Raw genomic sequence first — 24471 nt, forward strand, 5'->3', positions numbered from 1 at the left:
TTATTTTCTAAATGATGTTGCAGATATCTGCTTGCCATCATAACTGACTGTTACAGTGTAAATTCCCTCCATCCACTCTTCGGCGTGGAATACTTGTGAGAGATTATCTACTCCAGCAAGAGTGGCAGAGAGGTCAACAGTTGTGTTGTCAGGTCTAACAATCACAACATCAAATGTTTCATCAGAATCTATGTTTTCAAATATTCCTTCAATCTTAACCAAGATTGGAGCAGATGTACTATCATCAATAGTATCAGATGAAACGGATGCACATACATCAGTTGGACAATCAAGTGCAGATAACAAGCTAGTTGAGGACTGTAATCCTATTGCAAAGATCAAGTCTACGATTTCAGTGTTCTCGAAGGATGCCTCAAGGTGGTATTCTCCTGGAACCCATACTTCGTTAAGTACGGTCTGGAAGTCATTGCTTGATGTAACAGTTGTTCTTAATTCATCTACATCTCCGTTAGGTAGTGTCAATTTGAGTACAATCAATTCTCCTTGAATTCCAGGCAAATTAACGGTTCCAGAAATTTCAAGCATGCTAGATGATTTTGAAAGATCAGGTCTGGTAACTATCAATGTACCGGATTCACTTTCTTCTGAGAACTCATTGATTGTCTCAAGATAGTCTGAGTCAAGTTGTATGACTTGTGTTGTTACATCAGCGATGAGATACTTTTCTTTTGCTATCTCTTGAGATTTTTCCTCAAATGTCATTACATATTCTTCATCAAACAATTCAAATGTTTCAGTTGCATATTCGGTCCTTTCATCAGATACTGTGACTGTGTATGTACCAGATGGCCATGAACCTTGTTGTAATGGAAGTGAATATGCTCCCTTGGAGTTAACATTCACTTCGAATTCTTTGACAGTTTCATCTGGGAACTCAACTGATAATTTCAAAGTAGGATAGCGAGTATCAATCGTTCCATCAATACGCAATGTGCCATCGAATTTCAATCGGTCAGTATTACCCAATATCAATTCTGGATCAAGTGTCTTTGCAAATGTTTCAGAGCTTTCTACAACGGTCTCTTGGGAAGTAAACATTGGTATGAATTTACCAGCATCTGCTCTGAGGAATATAGAGGCTATATTTTCATTAGTTGTTCCAAATGAAATCACATAGTTACCATCAGTTAGTGCGCTAGAGTCGTAAATCATAGCAAAGTCTCCAGCATTGTTTGTAGATGTCTTTATGTTTTCAGTGCTTCCATCAGGTTTGGCAATATCTATCAACACAGAGTGACGTGTATCTACACCTTCAACAACTCCAAATAGTTTAATGAAACCGTTTGTAGTTACATCTGCACCAAGCATACCATCAGCATTTGCAGAGATGACTTGTCTTGCAGTATGGTGAGTTGGCATTGTAGGTCTCTCAAACAATCTAACATCAGTGATAGGATCTCCTGATACTTGCACTAACATTGTACCAGCATAATCTTCTTCTAATAGATCATATGTTGTGTAATATCCAGAGTCTTCAATTACTGTAGAGTAAGAGCTGCCCTCAAAGATAAAGACACTCTTGAAGCTACCATCAAATCCTGCAACAGGATCACCACCAATAATTGTTCTAACTACTGGATCAATGTTTGTCCATGTTATTTCGTTATTATCAATTGCAACAGAGTATGGCAAATAGCAGTATTCCTCACAATCTTGTGCAGTGGACTCTACCAAGTAGAATGATGATTCAGTAGCAATTGTTTGTTGACTTGCTTCTTCTATACTAATTATTGTTTGAGAAGGATCAACTACTTCTAATGCATTATAACCTATTCTCTCATCAATAGATCTATGATCGTTCCATGCATTGATGTTGACATTTGATGATTCAAGTGCCTTCTCGAAAGTTACATCAAACAATACCCACAACAAATCATCTTCAATTTGTGTAGAGACATCAACATCGCTCATAAATCCATGAGGATCAACGACGATAATGTCTTCCTTGCCTTCATGATCTTTGTTCCAGTGGATGTAGGTATCACTGTCTTCAGTCTCATATGCAGTATCAAACAAGTTAAGATAGAGGCCTGCATGGTGTACTGCGTCAGGACCGCCGGCGTTGAATATTCTTGCAGCAATCTGTGAAGGCTTTCCAGTCTCAAGTGTTGTAGTAACAGGTTCTTGGCTATATTCTGGAAGTGCAATATAGTTTCCAGTCTTCTGATAGACTATCTTTCCTTCATTGTCAAGACTTGGAGAACCAAATGAGTATAATGATAAACCAGTGATTATTGGAGGTGATGCAGCATTGCCACCAGCTCCAGCTCCAGCAGTTGCAAGACCAGCAGAGCCGACTGCAAACTTGGAGTTAACTGTGTTTACACCATAAGTTGAGAAGTGCTCTAATGTTACAAGGTATGCAGATTCTGTAAGTGTGTCACCTGATGGGTGTCTCTCTACAGTGATTCCATCAAAGTGTGTTTCATTGTTATCATCAATAAAGTATACTTGAATGTCAGGTGCAATGATATCATCAGCAGTAGATGGAGTTGCAGCAGTTGCAGAGTTTTCAGGAACTGTTGGGTGTACAGAACCATCTACAGGTCCAAACAAGATTGTTAGTTGGATAGTTTCAAAGGAATCTATTTCCTCAGATGTATCATCAGCTCCAGCTACAACAGATTTACCAGAGGATGCAGGACTGTTACCAACATCATTTACTGCAATTACTCTGAATTGATATGAAACGCCATTTGTAAGACCAGTTACAGTAGCAGTGGTACTAGTACTTGTACCATCTGCAAATGTTACAAACTGGCTTCCATCTTCACTGTATTTTACAATGTAATCAGTAATTGCAGAACCTCCGTTAGAGATTGGTGCAGACCAAGTTAGTACAACTTGTCCGTCTCCGGGTGCTGCTGAAAGTGAACGTGGAGCAGTAGAAATTGTAGTTGGAGTAACAGATAGGATTGAAGATGCAGGACCTGGGCCAATTGAATTTTCAGCATAGATTCTTACTTGGTATTCTGTACCAAGAACTACATTATTTCCAGATACGGTAGCTGAAGTTACTGGACTGGTTTCACGTACCAAAGTATTCCATTTGCTTCCTCCATTATCACTCCACTGTATCAAATAGTTTGTAATTTGTACACCACCATCGTTTGTAGGAGCATTCCAGTCAAGAAGAAGCTTCTTGCCTTCTGCTGTTATGCTCACGTTTCTAGGAGCTCCTGGTACAGACAAAGTGTCAGCAAATATAGCACCAGATGCACTACTTGTATTTCCGCTAGGTGCAGCATCAGTAAGTGGAATCACTCTGTAAGAATAAGTGGTTCCAGGAATAAGCTGAGTATCAGACCAAGTGTTAACAAGACCTACGTTTGTTGCAGTTGGATGATCACTCCATACAGAGTTTGTTGTAGGCTCACCAATTAGTCTTTGAATCTTGTAACCTGTGATTGGGGAACCGCCATCACTTAATGGAGTCTCCCAAGTTACGTTGATTTGGTTTTGAGACACAGCAGTTGCAGTCAATCCCCATGGCCTGTCAGCTACAGTTAATGGTATTTCACTGGAAACTGGTGATGGGTTTAGGAATCCAACTTCGTTTACGGCAAATACTCTGAATTTGTAGTTTTGACCGTTTGTAAGACCAGTTACTGTTGCAGTACGTTCAGTGACTGGATCCTCACCAAAGGTCTTCCAGAAATTAGTATCAATTGCATAATGTATTACATAACCAGTTATTGCAGAACCGCCGTTATCTACAGTGTTTCCACTATCAGTAGATGGGACATCCCATGCTAGTGTGACCTGACCATTTCCAGGAGTGGTTTGTAGATTTCGTGGTGGGCCTGGAACATCAAGAGGAGTTGCACTTGCAGCATCAGATGCAGTGCCTGTTCCCTTTAGGTTGATTGCAGAGATACGGTGATAGTATATTTGTCCATTTTCTAGACCATTAACAGTAAATTCAGTACATGTACATTTGGTGTCACTTTCCAGTACGGTCCATGTGCTGTTGTCTGTACTTTGTTCGACCTTGTATCCAGAAATGTCTGTACCTCCATCACTTTGAGGTGCACTCCATGACAATCCTATCTTACCTGCACTTGGGGTTGCAACAACAGAGTCAACCTTTCCGGGTACAGTAGCATCTGCTTCTGTATCCTCAATAAAGTCTAATTCGAATTTAAGATACATGTCAGCACTTTGTGTTACTCCAGTTGGTGCATCTTTTGTGAAAGAAGAAGTCATGGCAAGTTCGCTGAGTTTATTCTTTGGCGTAATCTTGAGGCCAGATAACTTACCACCGTTTTCTAATGTGTCTTGAGAGTTATGTGGCAAAAATACATCCTGGCCAGAAGGTATCTCTTCAATGTTGTATGCTGCTGTTGCACCTGCAACAGATGGTTTTGCCGTAACTATTTCAGATGTCAAACCTGCTCCAAACTCATTGACAGCAGATATTCTGAATTGGTAAACCACATTGTTTGTAAGAGAGGTAACCTTTGCATCTGTTTTGATAGATTCGCCATCATCAAATAATGACCAACTAGGATCTGTCTCTAGTTTGTATTCTATGTTATAATCAGTAATTTCACTTCCTCCATCATTAGTTGGTGCAGTCCATGAAATACGGACTGTGGACTTCTTTGCTTCTGTTTCAAGGTCAAGTGGTGAACTTGGTAGACCAAATGTTGTTCCACGTTCAACTTGAGATGGATCACTGATACCAGCAGAAGTGATTGTAAAGACACGGTAGGTATAGGAAGTGTTGTCATCAAGGCCCGTGTCAGTGTAGAAAGTCTCAGTGGTACCAGTATTGTCTACAATGGTTGTAAATTCTGAACCAGTAGAACGTCGGTCAATTTGGTATCCTAGAACAGGCAATCCAGATGTATCTTCTGGGTCAAACCAGGATAGAGTGAGTTCTCCCCTGTCAGCAAATATCTGTAATGATGTAGGTTCATCAGGTAGATCTAGTGTAGTTGTTGATGCTTTACCTGAGAATTCTCCAACGACAGTTTCACCGCTAGGTAGCAAAGTAATTGCAGCTATTCTATAAGAGTAATCAGTTCCTGAGAATAGCGAAGTATCTACAAATGTAGTCAAAGCGCTTCCAGTGTCATCTACTAATACGTTAAAGAATCCAGAGGAGATGCTTCTCTCAATCATATATCCGGATATTTCAGTTGCTCCTCCAATGTTTTCAGGTGCAGTCCAAGATATTGCAACAGAGTCTAATGCAGGAATTGCAGAAAGACCAGTAGGTTGGGTTGACTGGGTTGCTGGAATATCACTTACTGGGTTTGATGAAGAACCTGTACCTGCGGCATTAACTGCAGAGACTCTAAACTCGTAAGTTTGTCCGTTTGTAAGACCAGTTACAGTTGCAACAAGTTCAGCACTTGTTCCATCATCAAAGGTATTCCAATTAGCACCTGCATCAGAAGAATATTCAATAATATAATCAATGATTGTGTCTCCTCCGTCATTTATTGGAGCCATCCATGATAAGGCTACTTGACTGTCACCAAATTGGGTGGCAACATCAGATGGAATACCAGGTGTGGTGAATGCACGTACAGTTATTGGTGAAGTTGGATCACTTGAGCCGCCAGCGTTTACAGCAGATACACGAACCAAGTAGTCTTTACCATTTACAATACCATCTTTAGTAAATGATGGAATGTTATCATTCTTTTCTTCGATTAACAACCATTCAGTTCCATCATCAAGGGAAACTTCTAGCAAGTACCAATCTACAGTTCCTGTAGATGCATCCCATGTAAGGGCAATCTGTCCATCAGTACCAACACCAGATAGGTTTGTTGGAATGCCAGGTGGATCTGGCAATACAATTTCTTCAAAGGTTTCATCACCTGCAACTTCTATGATAGCACCAGGAACAGCCCATACTTGACCTGCTTGTAGTTCAGATGGAATCTGGTATTTAGTAAGTCCAAATTTGTCAGCAAGATCTCTTGGTTTCTCAAGTTCAGTGTCAGTTACATTAGTGTTAAAGACCTGATTCTGGTTAAATGTCTCATCAAAGAAGTCAAAGTTGTCAGCATCTACCAAGCTGGAAGATGGTGGAATAAAGTTTCCGTCTTGTAATCCAAGATCAATTTGGTTTTGGATTGTTGCTTCATCTGGAATGTCTGGGTTTTCGACAAATGTTGTTTCAAACTGGTCGCCTTCTTCTTCACTGTGTGGAACAACTACTACAGTGTTTGTGGAAGTTGCAGGACCAGCATCATTTACTGGTGCGACCTCAAACACGTATTTTTCATCATTTGTAAGTCCAGTGATAGTTAGACTGGTGATACCTTGCAATTTTTGGATTTCCTCTGGTGTAAAGTCACCGAAATCAATGAAGTCAAATTCATCGAAATCAATGTCTTCTAACATATCTAAATCATCCATTGTCAAGTCATCGAAACCGTATATGATTTGGCTAGCAGGTATTGTTTGTAGAGATACGGATGTACCAGATACTGTTTGTTGTTGTACTTGGTAATGAGTAACTGGAGAACCATTATCTGATGCAGGAGTATTCCATTTCAATTCGGCTTCTCCATCAAATGGTATTCCGACTATACGGTCATTGAATACAGGTCTATCAAACATTGGGATACATTGGCCTGTTATAGTACCACTGCCATTTACTAAACATACAGGATCACTTGGGACACTAGAACCAACAGGTGAGATTGCACGTACTCTGAATTGATAGTACAGTCCGTTTTCAAGGTCAGATAATTCAATGGATGTAGACTCGTTGATGATATTGGTCTTACTTGTAAAGTCAGCTTCACCAGGTAGAAGTGGGAATGGACTTGAAGTGTATTCCAATACATAGTGGGAGATTTCAGAGCCACCATCATCGGATGGTTCAAACCATACAACTAAAACATCTGGATCACCACGGGTTGCAGATAGATTGATTGGTGGTTGAGGTGCAGTAGCTGGAGTTGCAAATGCTGAATCAGATGGAGGTCCTTGTCCTGCAGAGTTTTCAGCACGTACTCTGAATTCAAATGATTGGCCTATAGACAAATTAAACACAGTTTCATCTGTTGTTTGGCCACCAGAGACAATTTGTGTCTGGGTATTTGCAGTGTCAAATGTGCTGCTAGTATATTCTATAACGAATTGTGTGATTGGTTGTCCATTATCATCAGGTATCGTCCATGTCAATTTTGCCTCTCCAGGTCCACGTTGTACAGTTAGTGATGGTGGGGCATCAGGTACGGTGTATGGGGTAGCAGTTACTGTAACAGATGGCAAGCCATCTCCAATGAGACTTACTGTGATAACACGGAAAGTGTACTGTTGTGCGTTTTCGAGTCCAGTTACATCAGCTGATGTTTGAGGTGGGCTAGATTGTGTGCCAACTACAGACACTTCAGGGGTTGTCTCATCAAAGGTTCCATCTTTGCTGTACTGAATTCTGTATTCGATAATTGGTGAACCGTTATCATCAGGTGCAGCCCAAGTTAATGAAACAAGGGAATTTCCTGGAGTTGCAGTTAGGTTAAGAGCAATACCTGGGACATCCAAAGTAGTTACTGATGCTTCATTTGATGGTTCACTTTGTACAGTGTCATCATTCAATGTTAGTAATGCAGATACTCTGTACTTGTAATCAGTACCAGGAAGTAATCCAGTATCAGTAAAGTCTAGTTTTGTTGGATCATTTATTGTAAATGTTTCAAGTACATTGCCGCTAGCATCTAGTCTTTCAAGTACAAATCCATCAAGGGTTCTTTCACCTAGTTCTTGTGGAGGACTCCAAGAGACAAAGACTTCGGTGTCAGATATTGCATCAACAAATAGACCTACAGGAGAAGAGGAACCAAGTGATGGAACTCCAATTACAGGTCCAGCAGGTTCACTAGAACCAACACCGTTAATTGCAGTTACTTGAATGTGATATTCTACGTCATTGTCAAGACCAGTTATAGTAACCATGAGGTTTGTAAGGTCAGTTACTGTTACAGATGGGGTGGTATTATCAAAGACTCCAGATGTGCTATACTGTACAACATAAGATGTGATTTCAGAACCGCCATCACTTGAGGATTCTGTCCAAGTAACATCAAGGCTCGTATCACCAGGGATTACTTTCAGTTTCTTTGGAGGTTCTGGAACAGTTGCAGGTGTTGCAGGAATTACATCAGATGCAGGTCCTGGGTTTACAGAGTTTATTGCAGTTACACGGAACTCATATGTAATACCGTTTGTAAGATTTGGAATTAAGATTCCCTGAGTTGTAGTACTGACGCCATCATCAAATACACTCCAATCCTGACCAGATACTCTGATTTCTACTTTGTAATCAGTAATTGCATCACCACCAGTGGATTCAGGAACATCCCAAGATAGTGTTGCTTGGTTATCGCCAGCTGTGACTACTAAGTTTCTAGGTGCACTTGGAGTAGTTGCAGGTGTTGCAGATACTGTATCAGTTGTAGGTCCAAAGTCAGTAATAGCAGTGTTCTTTGCAGATACTCTGAATTGGTATTGATCACCATTAGTTAGACCGTCAACAGTTACTGTTGTCTGAGTTGCTGGCAAGTCATCACCAAACTTTATCCAGGTAGATTGTCCTGGTGGTAAGTATTCTACCATGTAAACAGATAGTGGAGCACCGCCCAGGTCTTCTGGAGCATTCCAAGTTAGATGTACTGTTGTATCACCTCTGGTTGCTGCCAAATCGCGTGGTGCAGAAGGCAAAGTAGCTGGAGTTGTTGCTCTGAATTCAGATGGCTCACCAATTCCTGCTACGTTGATAGCAGATATTCTAAAGTAGTATTGGAATCCGTTAATTAAATCAGTTACAGTGACAGCAGTTGTAGTTGCAGGATCAACTTGATCTGGGAACAATATCCACTCATCAGTATCAAGACTGTATTCGACAATGTAATCATCTACATCATCACCACCGTTGTCAGTTGGGATTGCCCATTCAAGGGAAACTAATTGGTTAGAGAAGTCTAACTGAAGTGCTTCAGGTGCGCTAGGGGTAGTGGCAGGTTTTGCAGATGCAGTTGCAGCATCACTTTCACCGACATCGTTTACTGCAGTTACTTCAAAGTCATATACTTCACCATTTGTCAAACCATCAACTACAACAGTAGTTGTAGTACCAACTCCATCATCAAATGTTGTAAATGCAGTGTCTTCAGAAGCATTTTGTAATCTGTATTTTATTACAAAGTCATCTACTGAATCACCACCATTGTCAGTTGGGATTGCAAATGTCAAAGTTACAAGTTGGTTACCAAATTGTGCGTTAAGCGGAGTTGGGGCACCAGGTGTTGTAGCTGGAGTTATTGTAACTTCATTAGATGAGTCACTAAAGCCAATGCTTGTTTTTGCAAATATTCTAAAGTCATATTCTACACCATTTGATAATCCCTCAATTGTGTGACTAACAGCACTAGCAGATACTGTAACTGATGTGACAGAGGTCACATCTGCAGCAACTGGAGTATCTGATGGGAATTCACTAGCAGTGTATTCAATTACGAATTCGTCAATTGAGAATCCACCAGTATCACCTTGGGTCCATGTAAGTGAGACTTCGGTGTTTCCACGACTTCCAGCAAGTACTGGAGCGTCTGGTAATGCAAATGGTGTTGCAGCTACTGGAGCAGATGGGTCACTGGAGCCTGCATCAGTAATAGCTGTAATTCTAAAGGAGTATTCTTGACCGTTTTGCAAGCTACCTGCATTGTATACAAGATTAGAGGTAGTTGGAGCAGGATCTTCAATTAAGGTGGCAAATCCATCAGTAGATGTTTCAATACGGTACACCAAGTCATTTCCACCGTTTGCATCAGATGCAAGCCATGTGATATTGACTAGTTCATCATCAGCAATTACAGTGCTAATTACTGGAGTAGATGGATCTCCTGCTGGAACTGCTTGAGCATCTGTAGTGATTTCAGAGTAATCACCAGCATTAATGTCATTTACTGCTTGTATTCTGAATGTGTATAGAACTCCGTTTGTAAGACCAGTTACTGTTGCAAATAGGTCAGTGCTTTCTGTTTGTTCTTCAAATAGAGTAAAGCCTAATGGAGGGGTCAATTCAAGTGCGGCATATTCAATTAGATAGTCACTGATTGGGGAACCGCCATCATCTGCTGGAAGAGCCCATGTTAGTGAAACTTCTTGGTCACCTCTAGTAGCAACTACAGTTAGTGGGGCACTAGGTGTGGTTGCAGGAATTCCTGTTGCAACATCAGAAGGCAAACTAGAGCCAACAGTAGATACTGCGATTACTCTAAACTCATATTCTTTACCGTTTTCAAGTCCAATTACTGTTACATCAAGGTCTCCCTCAGCTGGAGGTACTGGTGATAGTTGCCATGAATTTGCAGTAGCTAGTTTGTATTCTACAGTGTAAGAGGTTACTGGAGAACCACCATCATCTGTGGGTGCAGTCCAAACAATTTGGATTTGAGTATTACCTATGTTAACTTCAGTAATTGTTGGTTTTTCTGGTACGTTAAAGGTAGTATCACTTGCTGGTTGTGATGAAGAACCAGTACCAGCACCAGTTATTGCAGATACTCTGTATGTGTATGTGGTTCCTAGATCTAGTCCAGTGTCAGGATATGTAGTGTCAGCGGCTGCTGGTGGAACAGATACGGATGTAGTTGTAACATCAGCAAAGTTACCATCACCATCATGTCTTTCTATCAAGTAACCAGTGATTCCTAGTCCACCAGTGTTTGCAGGTGCAATCCATGAAAGATTAATTTCAGTACCAGAGATTGCAGTTGCTGAAAGTTCTGTTGGAACATCAGGTTTTGCTGCAGGTATTACAGTTTCAGGTTCTGAATCAGGACCAGAGGCAACATCGTTTCTAGCAGAAACAGTAAAGGTGTATGATACACCATTGTCAAGTCCATCAATTAATTTGGTTAATGGAGATGATGGGACAACAATGCTATCAGTGTCAAGTGATGAAGTTATTGTAATAGTGTAATCAAGGATTTCAGATCCGCCATTTTCTAATGGTCCAATCCAAGTTAATGTAACCTGTCCATCACCAAATGTTGCAGAGGTAATTGTTGGGGCATCTGGGAATGTGGCTGGAGTTGCAGTAGCAATATCAGAGGGTTCACTTGAACCAACAGAGTTGATTGCTGTAACTCTAAATGAGTATTCAGTACCATTGTCAAGTTCATCAATGGTTTCAGATAGTTCAGTAAGATCTGCTGCTAGCAAAGTTACAGATGGAGTAGTGTTATCAAATGTGTTATTATCAGAGTACTGTATCAAGTATGAGATTATTGCAGCACCATTGTTTGCAGGTTCAGTCCATGATAGGTCTACTTGTCCATTACCACGTTGAGCAGAGGTAATTTCTGGTTTATCTGGAACATTAAATGTTGTATCACTATCAGTACCAGATGCAGTTCCCGGTCCAAGTTGAGTAACTGCAGATACTCTGTATGTGTATGTGGTTCCTAGATCTAGTCCAGTGTCAGGATATGTAGTGTCAGTAGCTGCTGGTGGAACAGATACGGATGTAGTTGTAACATCAGCAAAGTTACCATCACCATCATGTCTTTCTATCAAGTAACCAGTAATTGAAAATCCACCGGTATTTTGTGGGGCAATCCATGAAAGATTAATTTCAGTACCAGAGATTGCAGTTGCTGAAAGTTCTGTTGGGGCATTTGAAGTAGTACCAGGTGTTGCAGTAGCAACATCAGATGTCTCACCAACATCTACTGCGTTTTCAGCAGAGATTCTAAACTCGTAAGTCTGTCCGTTTGCAAGACCAGTTACTGTTGCAAATAGATTGGTGTTAACACCACCTAGACCTTCATCAAATACTTGCCATTCAGCTTCTGGGTTTTGGGATGCTAGTCTAAACTCTATGATATAATCAAAGATGTCCTCACCGCCAGAGATTGCCGGTTCTAACCATGTCAATGATACTTGTGCATTACCAAATTCTGCTCCAACTTGTTGTGGTTTACTTGGAGTAGTTGCAGGCTTTGCTTGTAATACATTAGAGATTTCACTTTCACCAACAGAGTTTTCAGCAATAATGTTAAATTGATAAGTCTGTCCATTAGTCAAACCAGAATCTACATCAATTTCAGTTGGGGTTAATGGAATATTATCATCAAATGTAGTCCAATCACTAGCACCTAGTAATCTAAATTGAGCAATGTAATTTTCTAATGGAGTTCCGCCATCATCAGATGGTGCAGACCATTTGAGGGTTACAAGTTCATTGCCACGAATTGCTTCATCAAGTACAGGAGCTAATGGATAATCAAATGTAGTAGCATCATCGGGTTCTGATGGGTCACCAGTTCCAAGTACGTTAACTGCAGATACTCTGTATGTGTATGTGGTTCCTAGAGATAGTCCAGTGTCAGTAAATGTAGTGTCACTGTCAGTTGGAGATTCAGGTACAGGTATGGTTGTTGTAGTTACTTCTGCAAATGAGCCATCAGCACCTATTCTCTCAATTAGATAACCAGATACTGCACGTCCTCCGTCATCAGATGGGGCTTCCCAGTCTAATTGAATCTCAGTACCAGATAGTGTTGTTGCAACTAGTTCAGTTGGAATACCAGGTACGGTTCCAGGTGTTCCAGTTGCTGGGTCAGATGGATCACTTGTGTCTGGAATTCCTGGATCATCATCTTCGTTATGAGCAATTACTCTAAACTGGTATTCAGTGCCATTATCTAATTCAGATATAGTTGTAGTAGTTGCCAAGACACCATTAACAGGAGTAATTTCTTGTGTAGATGTAGTTGTAAAGCCGTTAGAAGAATATTCTACAGTGTATGCTACAATGGCATCTCCACCATCATCTGCTGGTGCTAACCATGAGAGGGATACAAATTCATCACCAATGTCAGTTACTCTGAGTTCTCTAGGTGCACTAGGTGCTGTAGAGGGTTCTGCAGAAAGAACGTTAGATGGAAGGCTTTGGCCTTCTACAGTATTCTTTGCAAATACTCTAAATTCGTAAGTTATACCATTTGTAAGACCATCAACAGTAAGGCTAGTCAAAACATTAACGCCACCAGAACCTTCATCAAATGTTGTCCAGTTAGATTCTGCGTCATTGTTTGCATCTAATTCACGGAATTGAATCACATAATCTACTAGTGCGTCACCACCGGTATTTTCAGATGGGGTCCATGCAAGTAATACAGATTCATCTCCTGGAGTTACAGTATCAAGTGTTGGTGCACCAGGTACAGTTGCAGGAGTAGCATCTACAGAAGTAGATAAAGCACCTGGACCTGCAGCATTAACTGCCTTTACTCTAAATGAGTACAATGTACCATTATCCAAGTCGTCAATAACAGCAGTTATTGGATCATCAGTTGGAGTAACAGTTTGTGATTCTGGATCAGTAGCAAAGTTGTCAGATGAGAACTCAACTACATAAGAGGTAATTAGAGAACCGCCGTTAAATTCTGGAGCATTCCATTCTAGTGAGACTTCACCGTTACCACGAGTTGCTTCAAGATCAGTTGGGGCATTAGGTGTTGTAAATGGAACAGCATCAAGTGTGTTGGAGTATGATCCAAATCCTGCAATGCTGTTTGCTCTAACTTTAAATGAATATGTATTAGCGTTTTCAAGACCAGTTACTGCTTCAGAGATTGGGCCGGTTTCTTGTGTTGCAACTGTAATTGTGTTAAAGTCATTTGTAAATCCATCAATAGAGTAATCAAGTTCGTATTCTGTAACTGGTGCACCGTTTGTAGCTGCAAGGTTCCAGGTTACTGTAACTGTTCTATCACTACCAACAGCAGTTAGTATTTCTGGGGCAGCAGGTGGAGCAGCAGGTGTTGCTTCTTTAACTTCAGATGGGTCACTGTTACCAACATCGTTGTGTGCCTTTACTCTAAATTCGTATACTAATCCATTTGTAAGACCAGTTACTGTAGCTCCTGGAACTTCACTTAAACCGTCATCAAATATTTGCCAGTCAGTGTCACTCTTTAGTTTGAATTCTACAACATAGTCATCAATGTCTGAACCGCCATCTTCAGTTGGTGCTGTCCATGCAAGAGATACTTGAGTACTGCCAAACGTTGGAATCAAGTTAGTTGGTGGGTTTGGAACAGTTGCAGGAGTTATTGATATTGTGTCAGATACAGGTCCATCATCAATTGCATTGTGTGCAAATACTCTAAATTCATAGCTTACACCGTTATCTAATTCATCAATTACTGCATTGGTTACTGGTGGAAGACCAGAAACAGTCTGAGTAAGAGTAGTTTGGAATCCATCTTTGGAGTATTCTATTACGTATCTATCAATTGTTACACCGCCATCAAATGGTTCAGACCATGATAGTGAAACTTCGCCGTTACCACGTTGTCCACTAAGACCAGTAACTTGGCTTGGGGCTGCAACAGGTGTTGCAGTTATTGGATCAGATGTTTCACCAAAGTCAATAATGTTACTTGCAGATATTCTAAACTGGTATTCTACACCATTTTCCAAGTCTTCAATATCAACTGAAGTTGTTGGATGGCTAACAAATTCTGAGAGGAATTCACCGTCTACAAATGTATCACCAGAGGTATAGTCAATTCTGTATTGTAGTATTGGTTCGCCACCAGTATTACCTGGAGTCCATGACAATCCTACAGTGCCAGCAGAAGGTTGTGGTTCATTAAATGTTGGTGCGTCTGGAACAGTAGCTGGTTTAGCTTCATCGGTATTTGATGGGCCACTGGTTCCTGCAGTGTTTACAGCTTTTACGCGGAATGTGTATGTTATACCATTTTCAAGTCCATCAATTATGGTCTCAGTTGGTACAGGTAATGTTTCACTTGTTACAGTTTGTGATGGTGGGTTTGCACCAAAGTTTCCATTTTCATCATCAGTGTATTCAACAATGTATGATGTAACTGGTACACCACCAGTAACAGCTGGTGCTGCCCATGTCAATGATACTTGTGCATTACCACGAGTTGCAACTAGATCAGTTGGATTGTTAGATAGTGCAGCAGGAGTTTCTGCAATTGGAACTGATTCATCACCAGGACCAACTCCGTTTACTGCAACTGCACGGAATAGATATTCTTGTCCATTGTTAAGGCCAGTAACGGTAATCTCAGGAGTAGTTGAGATTGCTTGATCATCAAACTCAAACCAGTTTTGTCCATTATCAAGACTGTATTCAATATAGTAATCAATAATATCAGAGCCACCATCCTCTACTGGAGGAGTAAATCCAATTGTAACTTGTTCATCTCCAAGTATTGCAGTTAGATCAGTTGGTGCATCAGGTGCTCTAGCTGGGATTGCAGAGTCAACATCAGATGGCTCACCAAAGTCTACACTGTTAGTAGCTGTTACTCTAAAGTAGTAAGTATCACCATTGTTCAAGTTGCTAATTGTTGCAGATAGGGGGGATGCAGCAACATCAACAGATGATGTGAAAATGCCATTGTTTGCATCAGTTTCATTGGTAGTATATTCAATTCTATAACCAGTAATTGGAGTGCCACCAGTTGTTGGCTCAGACCATTCTACTTCGACTTGAGCATTTCCAGGAGTTAAGTTAGTAATTTCTGTCTTACCAGGTACATCAAATGTTGTGGCTTCAGCAGTAGATGATGCATCACCAACGCCTGCCTCTGTAATGGCAGAGACTCTGTATGTGTATGATGTTCCTCTATCCAAACCAGTGTCAGGGTATGTAGTGTCAGTAGAACCAGTGTCTGCTACAATTATTGTAAAGTCAGATTCGCCTTCTGCTTGTCTTTCAATTTGGTATCCAATAATTTCAGCACCACCTGTAAGTTCTGGTGCAGTCCATTCAAGATCAATTTCAGTGTCAGATATTGCTTCTGCCTCTAGGTCAGTTGGTGCATCAGATGTAGTTGCAGGTCTAGCAGTTGCTACATTGGATGGAGGACCAACATCTACTGCGTTTTCAGCAGATACTCTAAATTGGTATAGTTGTCCGTTTGAAAGACCAGTTACAACTACAGATAGGTTAGTGTTAACACCGCCAACACCTTCATCAAATACTTGCCATCCTTGCTCAGGTGGATCAGATGGAGGTACAGAACGGAATTCAATGATATAATCAATGATATCCTCGCCACCATCATCTGCTGGTAATTGCCAGTCTAGTGAAACTTGTTGATTGCCAAATTGTGCGTTAAGTTGTAATGGTTTTGTTGGAACAGTAGCTGGTTTGCCTTCATCAGTATTAGATACTGGGCTGTCTCCTTCACTGTTTGTTGCAAATACTCTGAATGTGTAAGTAACACCATTAGTTAGACCATCAATTGTTGCAGTGGTTGGCAATGGGTCAGTATCGAAAACTTCAGATTCGGTGTCTTCTGCATCAAAGATTCCAGTAGATGTGTATTCAACAGTGTATTGTGTCAAGTCAGCACCGCCGTTAAATGCAGGAGTCCATGAAAGTGAAACGCTTTCATCACCACGTCCAGTTACTTGAAGTGATGTTGGTGCACTAGGTGTTGTAGCTGGAGTCTCAGTTACCTCATTTGATGGACCACTTGAACCATTAACATTAGTTGCCTTTACACGGAATGTGTATACAACGCCATTGTCAAGTCCAGTAATCTCTGCTTGAGTATCTAGTGTTTCATCATCACCAATAATTACAGATGATGGATTTTCACCAAATTCTCCGTTTGTGTCATCAGTATATTCAACAACATAGGTTTCTAATGGAGAGCCACCGTTAAAGCCAGGTTCAGTCCATGAAAGTGAGACAAATCCATTTCCACTGTCAGTTACTTGAAGTAGTGTTGGGGCATCAGGTACGGTAGATGGTGTTGCAGTTACTGTGTTTGATGGAATACTTGAATCATCAGTATCATCATTGTCACCATCATCTTCGTTATGAGCAATTACTCTAAACTTGTATTCAGTACCATTGTCTAATTCAGATATTGTTGTAGTGGTTGCCAATACTCCATCAACAGGGGTAATTTCCTGTGTAGAAATAGTTGCAAAGTTATCATCAGAATATTCTACAGTGTATCTTACAAGGTCATCTCCACCATCATCTGTTGGGGCCAACCATGAAAGTGAGACAAATTGACTACCGCTATTAGTTACTTCAAGATCTCTTGGAGGTTCTGGATTAGTTGAAGGTATTCCAGTTAGAACATTTGATGCATCACCAGAGGCAACAATGTTTCTTGCAGTTACTCTAAATGAGTATTCTATACCATTTTCCAAGTCATCAATAGTAGTACTTACAGGATCATCGTTTTGTGGAGCAGAAATAGTAACAGATTGAACATTTGGTGGGTCAAATGAACCAGTTGCAGTGTACTCTACGAGATAATCAATAATTGAAGAACCGCCGTCAAATGGTTGGTTCCACACAATTGTACTTGCTTGATCATCATCACTTGTTGCAGAGACAAGTACTGGTGCATCAGGTGGAGTTGCAGGTGTTGTAGTTGCAGGGTTTGATGCAGGACCTTCATCTGCAGAGTTTGTAGCAGTTACAACAAATGTGTATGTTTGACCATTTGTCAAATCAGTAATAGTTGTAGTAGTTACAGGTGGAGCTACACCATCAACGCTAGTAATTGTTACAGATTCAAAGTTGTTTGGATCAAATGCCTCACCAGGTGTCCACTTTACTGTGTAAGACTCTATTGCGGCACCTCCGTCACTTGATGGCTTCTCCCATACTAGGAGAACTTGACCAGTTTGAGGCGTTGCAACTAGATTCTGTGGGGCAGATGGGGATGTTGCAGGTGTTGCAGTTACTCTATCAGAGATGTCACCATCTCCAACATCGTTGTGTGCAAATATTTCAAATAGATATGGAGTGCCGTTAACTAATTCATCAATTACAATAGAGAATACGGTCTCATCTGCAGTTTGGACTTCAGTCCAGGTTTCACCATCAACGCTGTAACGAACTATGTAATATTCAATTGCAGCTCCACCGTCATTAGCAGGTGCTTCCCAAGATACTGTAACTTGGTTAGGTCCAGGTTCAGCAGCAGGATTTAGTGGCTCACTTGGAGTAGTAGCTGGGGTTTGGAATAATACGTTAGATGGAATACTGTCATCAATTACGTTGGTTGAGATTACTCTAAAGTAGTAAGTATCACCGTTTGTCAAACCAGTAACTGTGTAAGATTCAGCAGGTGGGTTACCAGAAATTGTTATGTCACCCAAGATGGTTGCAAAGTTTTGATCAGAAGACCATTCTACACGATAAGATGTAATTGGTTCACCGCCATCAAATGCAGGAGTCCAATCAAGTGCAACAGATTGATCACCACGTGTTGCAGTGTCTAATGTTGGAGCATTAGGGAATGTTGCGGGTTTTGCAGATTTTATGTTAGATGGATCACTAGGTCCAAAGTCATTGTGTGCAATAACTCTGAATTGGTATGTTAGTCCGTTTGTTAATTCAGTAACAGTTGTAGTTGTTGCTAGTGCTTCATCATCACCGATTATTACAGTTCCAGTAGTTTGGAAGTTGTTGCTAGAATATTCTACAGTGTATTGAGTAATTGCGTTACCTTGATCAAATTGTGGGGTCCATTCAAGTGCAACAGATTGATCACCACGTGTTGCAGTGTCAAGAACTGGAGGTAGTGGAACGGTTGCAGGAATAGCAGTTATTGTTGCAGCAGCACCAATTACATTGTTAACATTAGTTGCAGTTATTTCAAAGGTGTACTCTACACCGTTGTTTAATCCGTCAATGTTTGCAGAAGTTGCTGGAGCATCAACTTCAATTGTTTGTACTACATTTCCGTTTGGATCAGTAACAATAATTGTGTAATAATCAATTGCACCACCAGCATTAGGAACTGGTTCGGTCCATGATAGGTCTACTTGTTTGTCACCAGGTGTTGCTTCAAGGCCAGTTACTGCGTTTGGTGGACCAAATGGTGTTGCAGTTGCAGGAGCAGATGAAGGACTGGTTAGTTCATTAATGTTAGTTGCAGTTATTGTAAATTCGTATTCTGTACCACTCGTTAAATTAGAAATTGTTGTGCTGTCTGCTGGGGCATCAACCTCTACTGTTTGAGTTGCACCTTCATCATCAACATATGTTATAGTGTAATAATCAATCTCTCCACTGCCGTTATCATCTGCCTCATTCCAGGATAATGATACTTGTCTGTCACCAGGTGTTGCTTCAAGGCCAGTTACTTGTAATGGTGCTCCTAATGGAGTAGCAGTTGCAGTTGCAGCATTGCTTTCTAGTTCATTAATGTTAGTTGCAGTTACTTCAAAGGTGTATTGTACACCGTTTGTCAAATTAGAGATTAGTGCATCAGTTGTTGAACCGTCAACTTCAATTTCTTGAACTTCGTTTCCTTGTGCATCAAGAACTGTTACGGTGTAAAAGTCAATAGCACCACTGCCGTTAAGGTCTGGTTGTTCCCAATCTAGTGATACTTGTTTGTCACCAGGTGTTGCTTCAAGGTTGACTGGTGCTGCTGGTGCTCCTAATGGAGTAGCAGTTGCAGTTGCAGCATCACTTGTACCACCGTTAATGTTAGTTGCAGTTACTTCAAAGGTGTATTGTACACCGTTTGTCAAATTAGAGATTAGTGCATCAGTTGTTGAACCGTCAACTTCAATTTCTTGAACTTCGTTTCCTTGTGCATCAAGAACTGTTACGGTGTAAAAGTCAATAGCACCACTGCCGTTAAGGTCTGGTTGTTCCCAATCTAGTGATACTTGTTTGTCACCAGGTGTTGCTTCAAGGTTGACTGGTGCTGCTGGTGCTCCTAATGGAGTAGCAGTTGCAGTTGCAGCATTGCTTTCTAGTTCATTAATGTTAGTTGCAGTTACTTCAAAGGTGTATTGTACACCGTTTGTCAAATTAGAGATTAGTGCATCAGTTGTTGAACCGTCAACTTCAATTTCTTGAACTTCGTTTCCTTGTGCATCAAGAACTGTTACGGTGTAAAAGTCAATAGCACCACTGCCGTTAAGGTCTGGTTGTTCCCAATCTAGTGATACTTGTTTGTCACCAGGTGTTGCTTCAAGGTTGACTGGTGCTGCTGGTGCTCCTAATGGAGTAGCAGTTGCAGTTGCAGCATCACTTGTACCACCGTTAATGTTAGTTGCAGTTACTTCAAAGGTGTATTGTACACCGTTTGTCAAATTAGAGATTAGTGCATCAGTTGTTGAACCGTCAACTTCAATTTCTTGAACTTCGTTTCCTTGTGCATCAAGAACTGTTACGGTGTAAAAGTCAATAGCACCACTGCCGTTAAGGTCTGGTTGTTCCCAATCTAGTGATACTTGTTTGTCACCAGGTGTTGCTTCAAGGTTGACTGGTGCTGCTGGTGCTCCTAATGGAGTAGCAGTTACAGGATCAGATGGAGTACTTGAACCAACGCTGTTTATTGCAACAAGTGTAAAGGAGTATTCATTTCCATTTGTTAGTTGATTTGCAGTATAGTCAACTGCATTTGCAGGTAATGATACATCAGGTGAACTGATACCAGTAGTAAGATTAGTTATGCTAAGGGTATAGCCAGTAATTGGAGTTCCACCATCAGATGGTTTTGACCATGAAACAGTTGCAGAAGAATCTCCTACAACAGGTTCGTTAAGAACTGGTTTGGCTGGAACAGTAAAGGTAGTTGCACTTGCTTGACTAGATGGATCACCTACACCAGCAGTAGTAATAGCAGAGACTCTATAGGTGTACTCTACACCACTAGATAATCCAAGATCATTAAATGTAGTATCGGTAGTTCCAGTGTTTGCTACAATTATTGTAAAGTCAGATTCGCCTTCTGCTTGTCTTTCAATCTGATAACCCACCAAAGTGCCAAATTGTGGATTAATTTCAGGTGCAGTCCAAGTTAATTCAATCTCAGTATCAGAAAGTGCAGTTGCATCAAGGTTAGTTGGAGCGGTAGGTGTAGTGATAGGTGTTGCAGTGACAGGATCAGATGGAAGACTTTCTAGTTCATTTACGTTAGTAGCTGTAATTGTAAATTCATATTCCACACCATTTGTCAAGTTAGGAATTGTTGCCTCAGTTTCTTGACCGCTAATTTCTATGGTATCAACAACATTTCCGTTTGGATCAGTGACGGTAATTGTGTAAAAGTCAATAGCACCACTGTCATTAAGGTCTGGTTGTTCCCAATCTAAGAAGACTTCACCATCACCTGCATCTGCAGTAGGAGTATCAATTATTCCGGGTGCACCTAATGGTGTTGCAGTCGTACTTACAGCACTGCTTTCTAGGTTGTTAACATTAGTTGCAGTTATTTCAAAGGTGTACTCTACACCGTTGTTTAATCCGTCAATGTTTGCAGAAGTTGCTGGAGCATCAACTTCAATTGTTTGTACTACATTTCCGTTTGGATCAGTAACAATAATTGTGTAATAATCAATTGCACCACCAGCATTAGGAACTGGTTCGGTCCATGATAGGTCTACTTGTTTGTCACCAGGTGTTGCTTCAAGGCCAGTTACTGCGTTTGGTGGACCAAATGGTGTTGCAGTTGCAGGAGCAGATGAAGGACTGGTTAGTTCATTAATGTTAGTTGCAGTTATTGTAAATTCGTATTCTGTACCACTCGTTAAATTAGAAATTGTTGTGCTGTCTGCTGGGGCATCAACCTCTACTGTTTGTACTACATTTCCATTTGGATCAGTTACAGTAATTGTGTAAAAGTCAATAGCGCCACTGTTATTTTCATCTGCCTCATTCCAGGATAATGATACTTGTCTGTCACCAGGTGTTGCTTCAAGGCCAGTTACTTGTAATGGTGCTCCTAATGGAGTAGCAGTTGCAGTTGCAGCATTGCTTTCTAGTTCATTAATGTTAGTTGCAGTTACTTCAAAGGTGTATTGTACACCGTTTGTCAAATTAGAGATTAGTGCATCAGTTGTTGAACCGTCAACTTCAATTTCTTGAACTTCGTTTCCTTGTGCATCAAGAACTGTTACGGTGTAAAAGTCAATAGCACCACTGCCGTTAAGGTCTGGTTGTTCCCAATCTAGTGATACTTGTTTGTCACCAGGTGTTGCTTCAAGGTTGACTGGTGCTGCTGGTGCTCCTAATGGAGTAGCAGTTGCAGTTGCAGCATTGCTTTCTAGTTCATTAATGTTAGTTGCAGTTACTTCAAAGGTGTATTGTACACCGTTTGTCAAATTAGAGATTAGTGCATCAGTTGTTGAACCGTCAACTTCAATTTCTTGAACTTCGTTTCCTTGTGCATCAAGAACTGTTACGGTGTAAAAGTCAATAGCACCACTGCCGTTAAGGTCTGGTTGTTCCCAATCTAGTGATACTTGTTTGTCACCAGGTGTTGCTTCAAGGTTGACTGGTGCTGCTGGTGCTCCTAATGGAGTAGCAGTTGCAGTTGCAGCATTGCTTTCTAGTTCATTAATGTTAGTTGCAGTTACTTCAAAGGTGTATTGTACACCGTTTGTCAAATTAGAGATTAGTGCATCAGTTGTTGAACCGTCAACTTCAATTTCTTGAACTTCGTTTCCTTGTGCATCAAGAACTGTTACGGTGTAAAAGTCAATAGCACCACTGCCGTTAAGGTCTGGTTGTTCCCAATCTAGTGATACTTGTTTGTCACCAGGTGTTGCTTCAAGGTTGACTGGTGCTGCTGGTGCTCCTAATGGAGTAGCAGTTACAGGATCAGATGGAAGACTAGTAAGATCGTTTACATTAGTAGCTGTAATTGTAAATGAGTATGTTTCATTATTTGTCAAACCAGAAATAGTTGTAGTTGTTGCTGGTGGTGCTCCTTGTGCTCCAGTTAGAGTAATGGTGTCAACTAGAACATTAGAAGAATCACGTACTTCGATTGTGTAAGATTCAATGTCACCACTGCCGTTAAGGTCTGGTTGAGTCCAGGTAAGTGTAACTTGTTTATCTCCGGATTCTGCACCAAGGTCATCAATTATTCCTGGAGCACCTAATGGAATTCCAGTTACAGCATCAGAGGGATCACTTGATCCTTCAGCATTAATTGCAACAAGGGTAAATGAATATTCATTTCCGTTTGTTAGTTGGCTTGCATTATAGTCTACGGCATTTGCAGGTAATGATACATCAGGGAAAGTATTACCAGTTGTAAGGTCAGTGATACTTAGTGTGTACCCAGTTAATGGTGAGCCACCATCATTTGGTGCAGACCATGAAACAGTAAGTGAAGAATCACCTACAACAGGTTCGTTAAGAACTGGTTTTGTTGGAACGGTTACAGGAATTGCAGATTGTACAACAGAAGGTTGACTTTCATTTACTTCGTTTATTGCAATTACTCTAAAGTAGTAAGTGGCACCATTAGTTAATCCGGTAACAGTGTGAGTTGTAGCAGGAGGGTTACCAGAAATTGTAATGTCATCCAGTATTGTTGCAAAGTCATTAGTTGACCATTCAAGACGGTAATCGTCTACTGATTCACCACCATCATCTACAGGTGCATCCCAAATAACTTCAATTTGTCCATTACCAGGATTGAGTGCCGTTATCGATGGTGCATCAGGAACAGTAGCTGGTGTTGCTTCAACTTCATTGGAAGGAATTGCATCTCCAAGAGCATTTTGTGCATATACTCTGAATTTGTGTAATACACCATTTTCTAGTTCAAGTACTGGAACATCAGTAGTGTCAATTGATTGACCGTCATCATAAACTGCAAATCCATTACCATCATCTACTTCTATCACATAATCAGTTATTGGGAATCCATTGTTATCAGGTGCAGACCAAGTAAGAAGAACTTGTTCATTTCCACGGATAACAGAGAGGTTAAGAATTTGGTCTGGGACATCTCCAGGTGTTGCATAAATTGGATCAGAAAATAGGCCTTGGCCAACATCCTCATTTACAGCAGCCACTTGGAATGAGTATTGAATACCATTGTCAAGACCAGTAATAGTGATGGTATTTGCAAGGTTGTTTGCTCCATCATTTACTGTTTCCCAAGAACCGCCTGCTGGTTTGTATTGAATTACATAATCTTCAAGTGGAGAACCACCGTCAAATGGTGTAGACCAAGTAATGGTTACAAATTCATCACCTGTTACTGTTAGATTATTATCAATTACTGGCGCATCAGGAACAGTAGCTGGTGTTGCTGTAGGAGTATTAGAAGGAGTACTAGGACCGTTAGCATTTATTGCAGTAACTCTGAATGTGTATTCTTGTCCATTTGTTAATCCGGTAACTGTAGTTTCAGTTGCAGGAGGACTGCCAGTTACGGTTACAGAAGGTGTGTTTTGATCAAATGTTCCATCAGTAGAATATTCTACTTCATAAGAAGTGATTGTAGCACCACCGTCATCTTGAGGAGCATCCCAATCAACAAAGACTTGGGAATCATCAGGAGTCAAAGTGTGAATGTGTGGAGCTGTAGCAGTAGAGCTAGGAGTTGCAGATACAGGATTAGAGAATAGGCCTTCACCTGTAGAGTTTACTGCACGTACTTGGAATTCATAAGTAACTCCATTTTCTAGGTCAGTTAC

Annotated in this window: 1 protein-coding gene (only partly in view); it reads right to left on the reverse strand. The window is 40.8% G+C overall.

Annotation, left to right across the window (positions count from 1 at the left end; genetic code table 11):
- On the reverse strand, positions 1-24471 hold the 3' portion of the coding sequence (locus tag ACQY2P_RS04160; RefSeq protein WP_428327133.1) for a fibronectin type III domain-containing protein. Its footprint extends 5688 nt past the window's final position; 24471 of the gene's 30159 nt are visible here — the last part of the coding sequence; its start codon lies off the right edge, out of view — the gene reads right to left on this strand; its stop codon occupies positions 1-3.

Origin of the sequence: Candidatus Nitrosopumilus sp. (assembly GCF_965262695.1) — an archaeon.
In the GTDB taxonomy this organism is placed as follows: domain Archaea; phylum Thermoproteota; class Nitrososphaeria; order Nitrososphaerales; family Nitrosopumilaceae; genus Nitrosopumilus.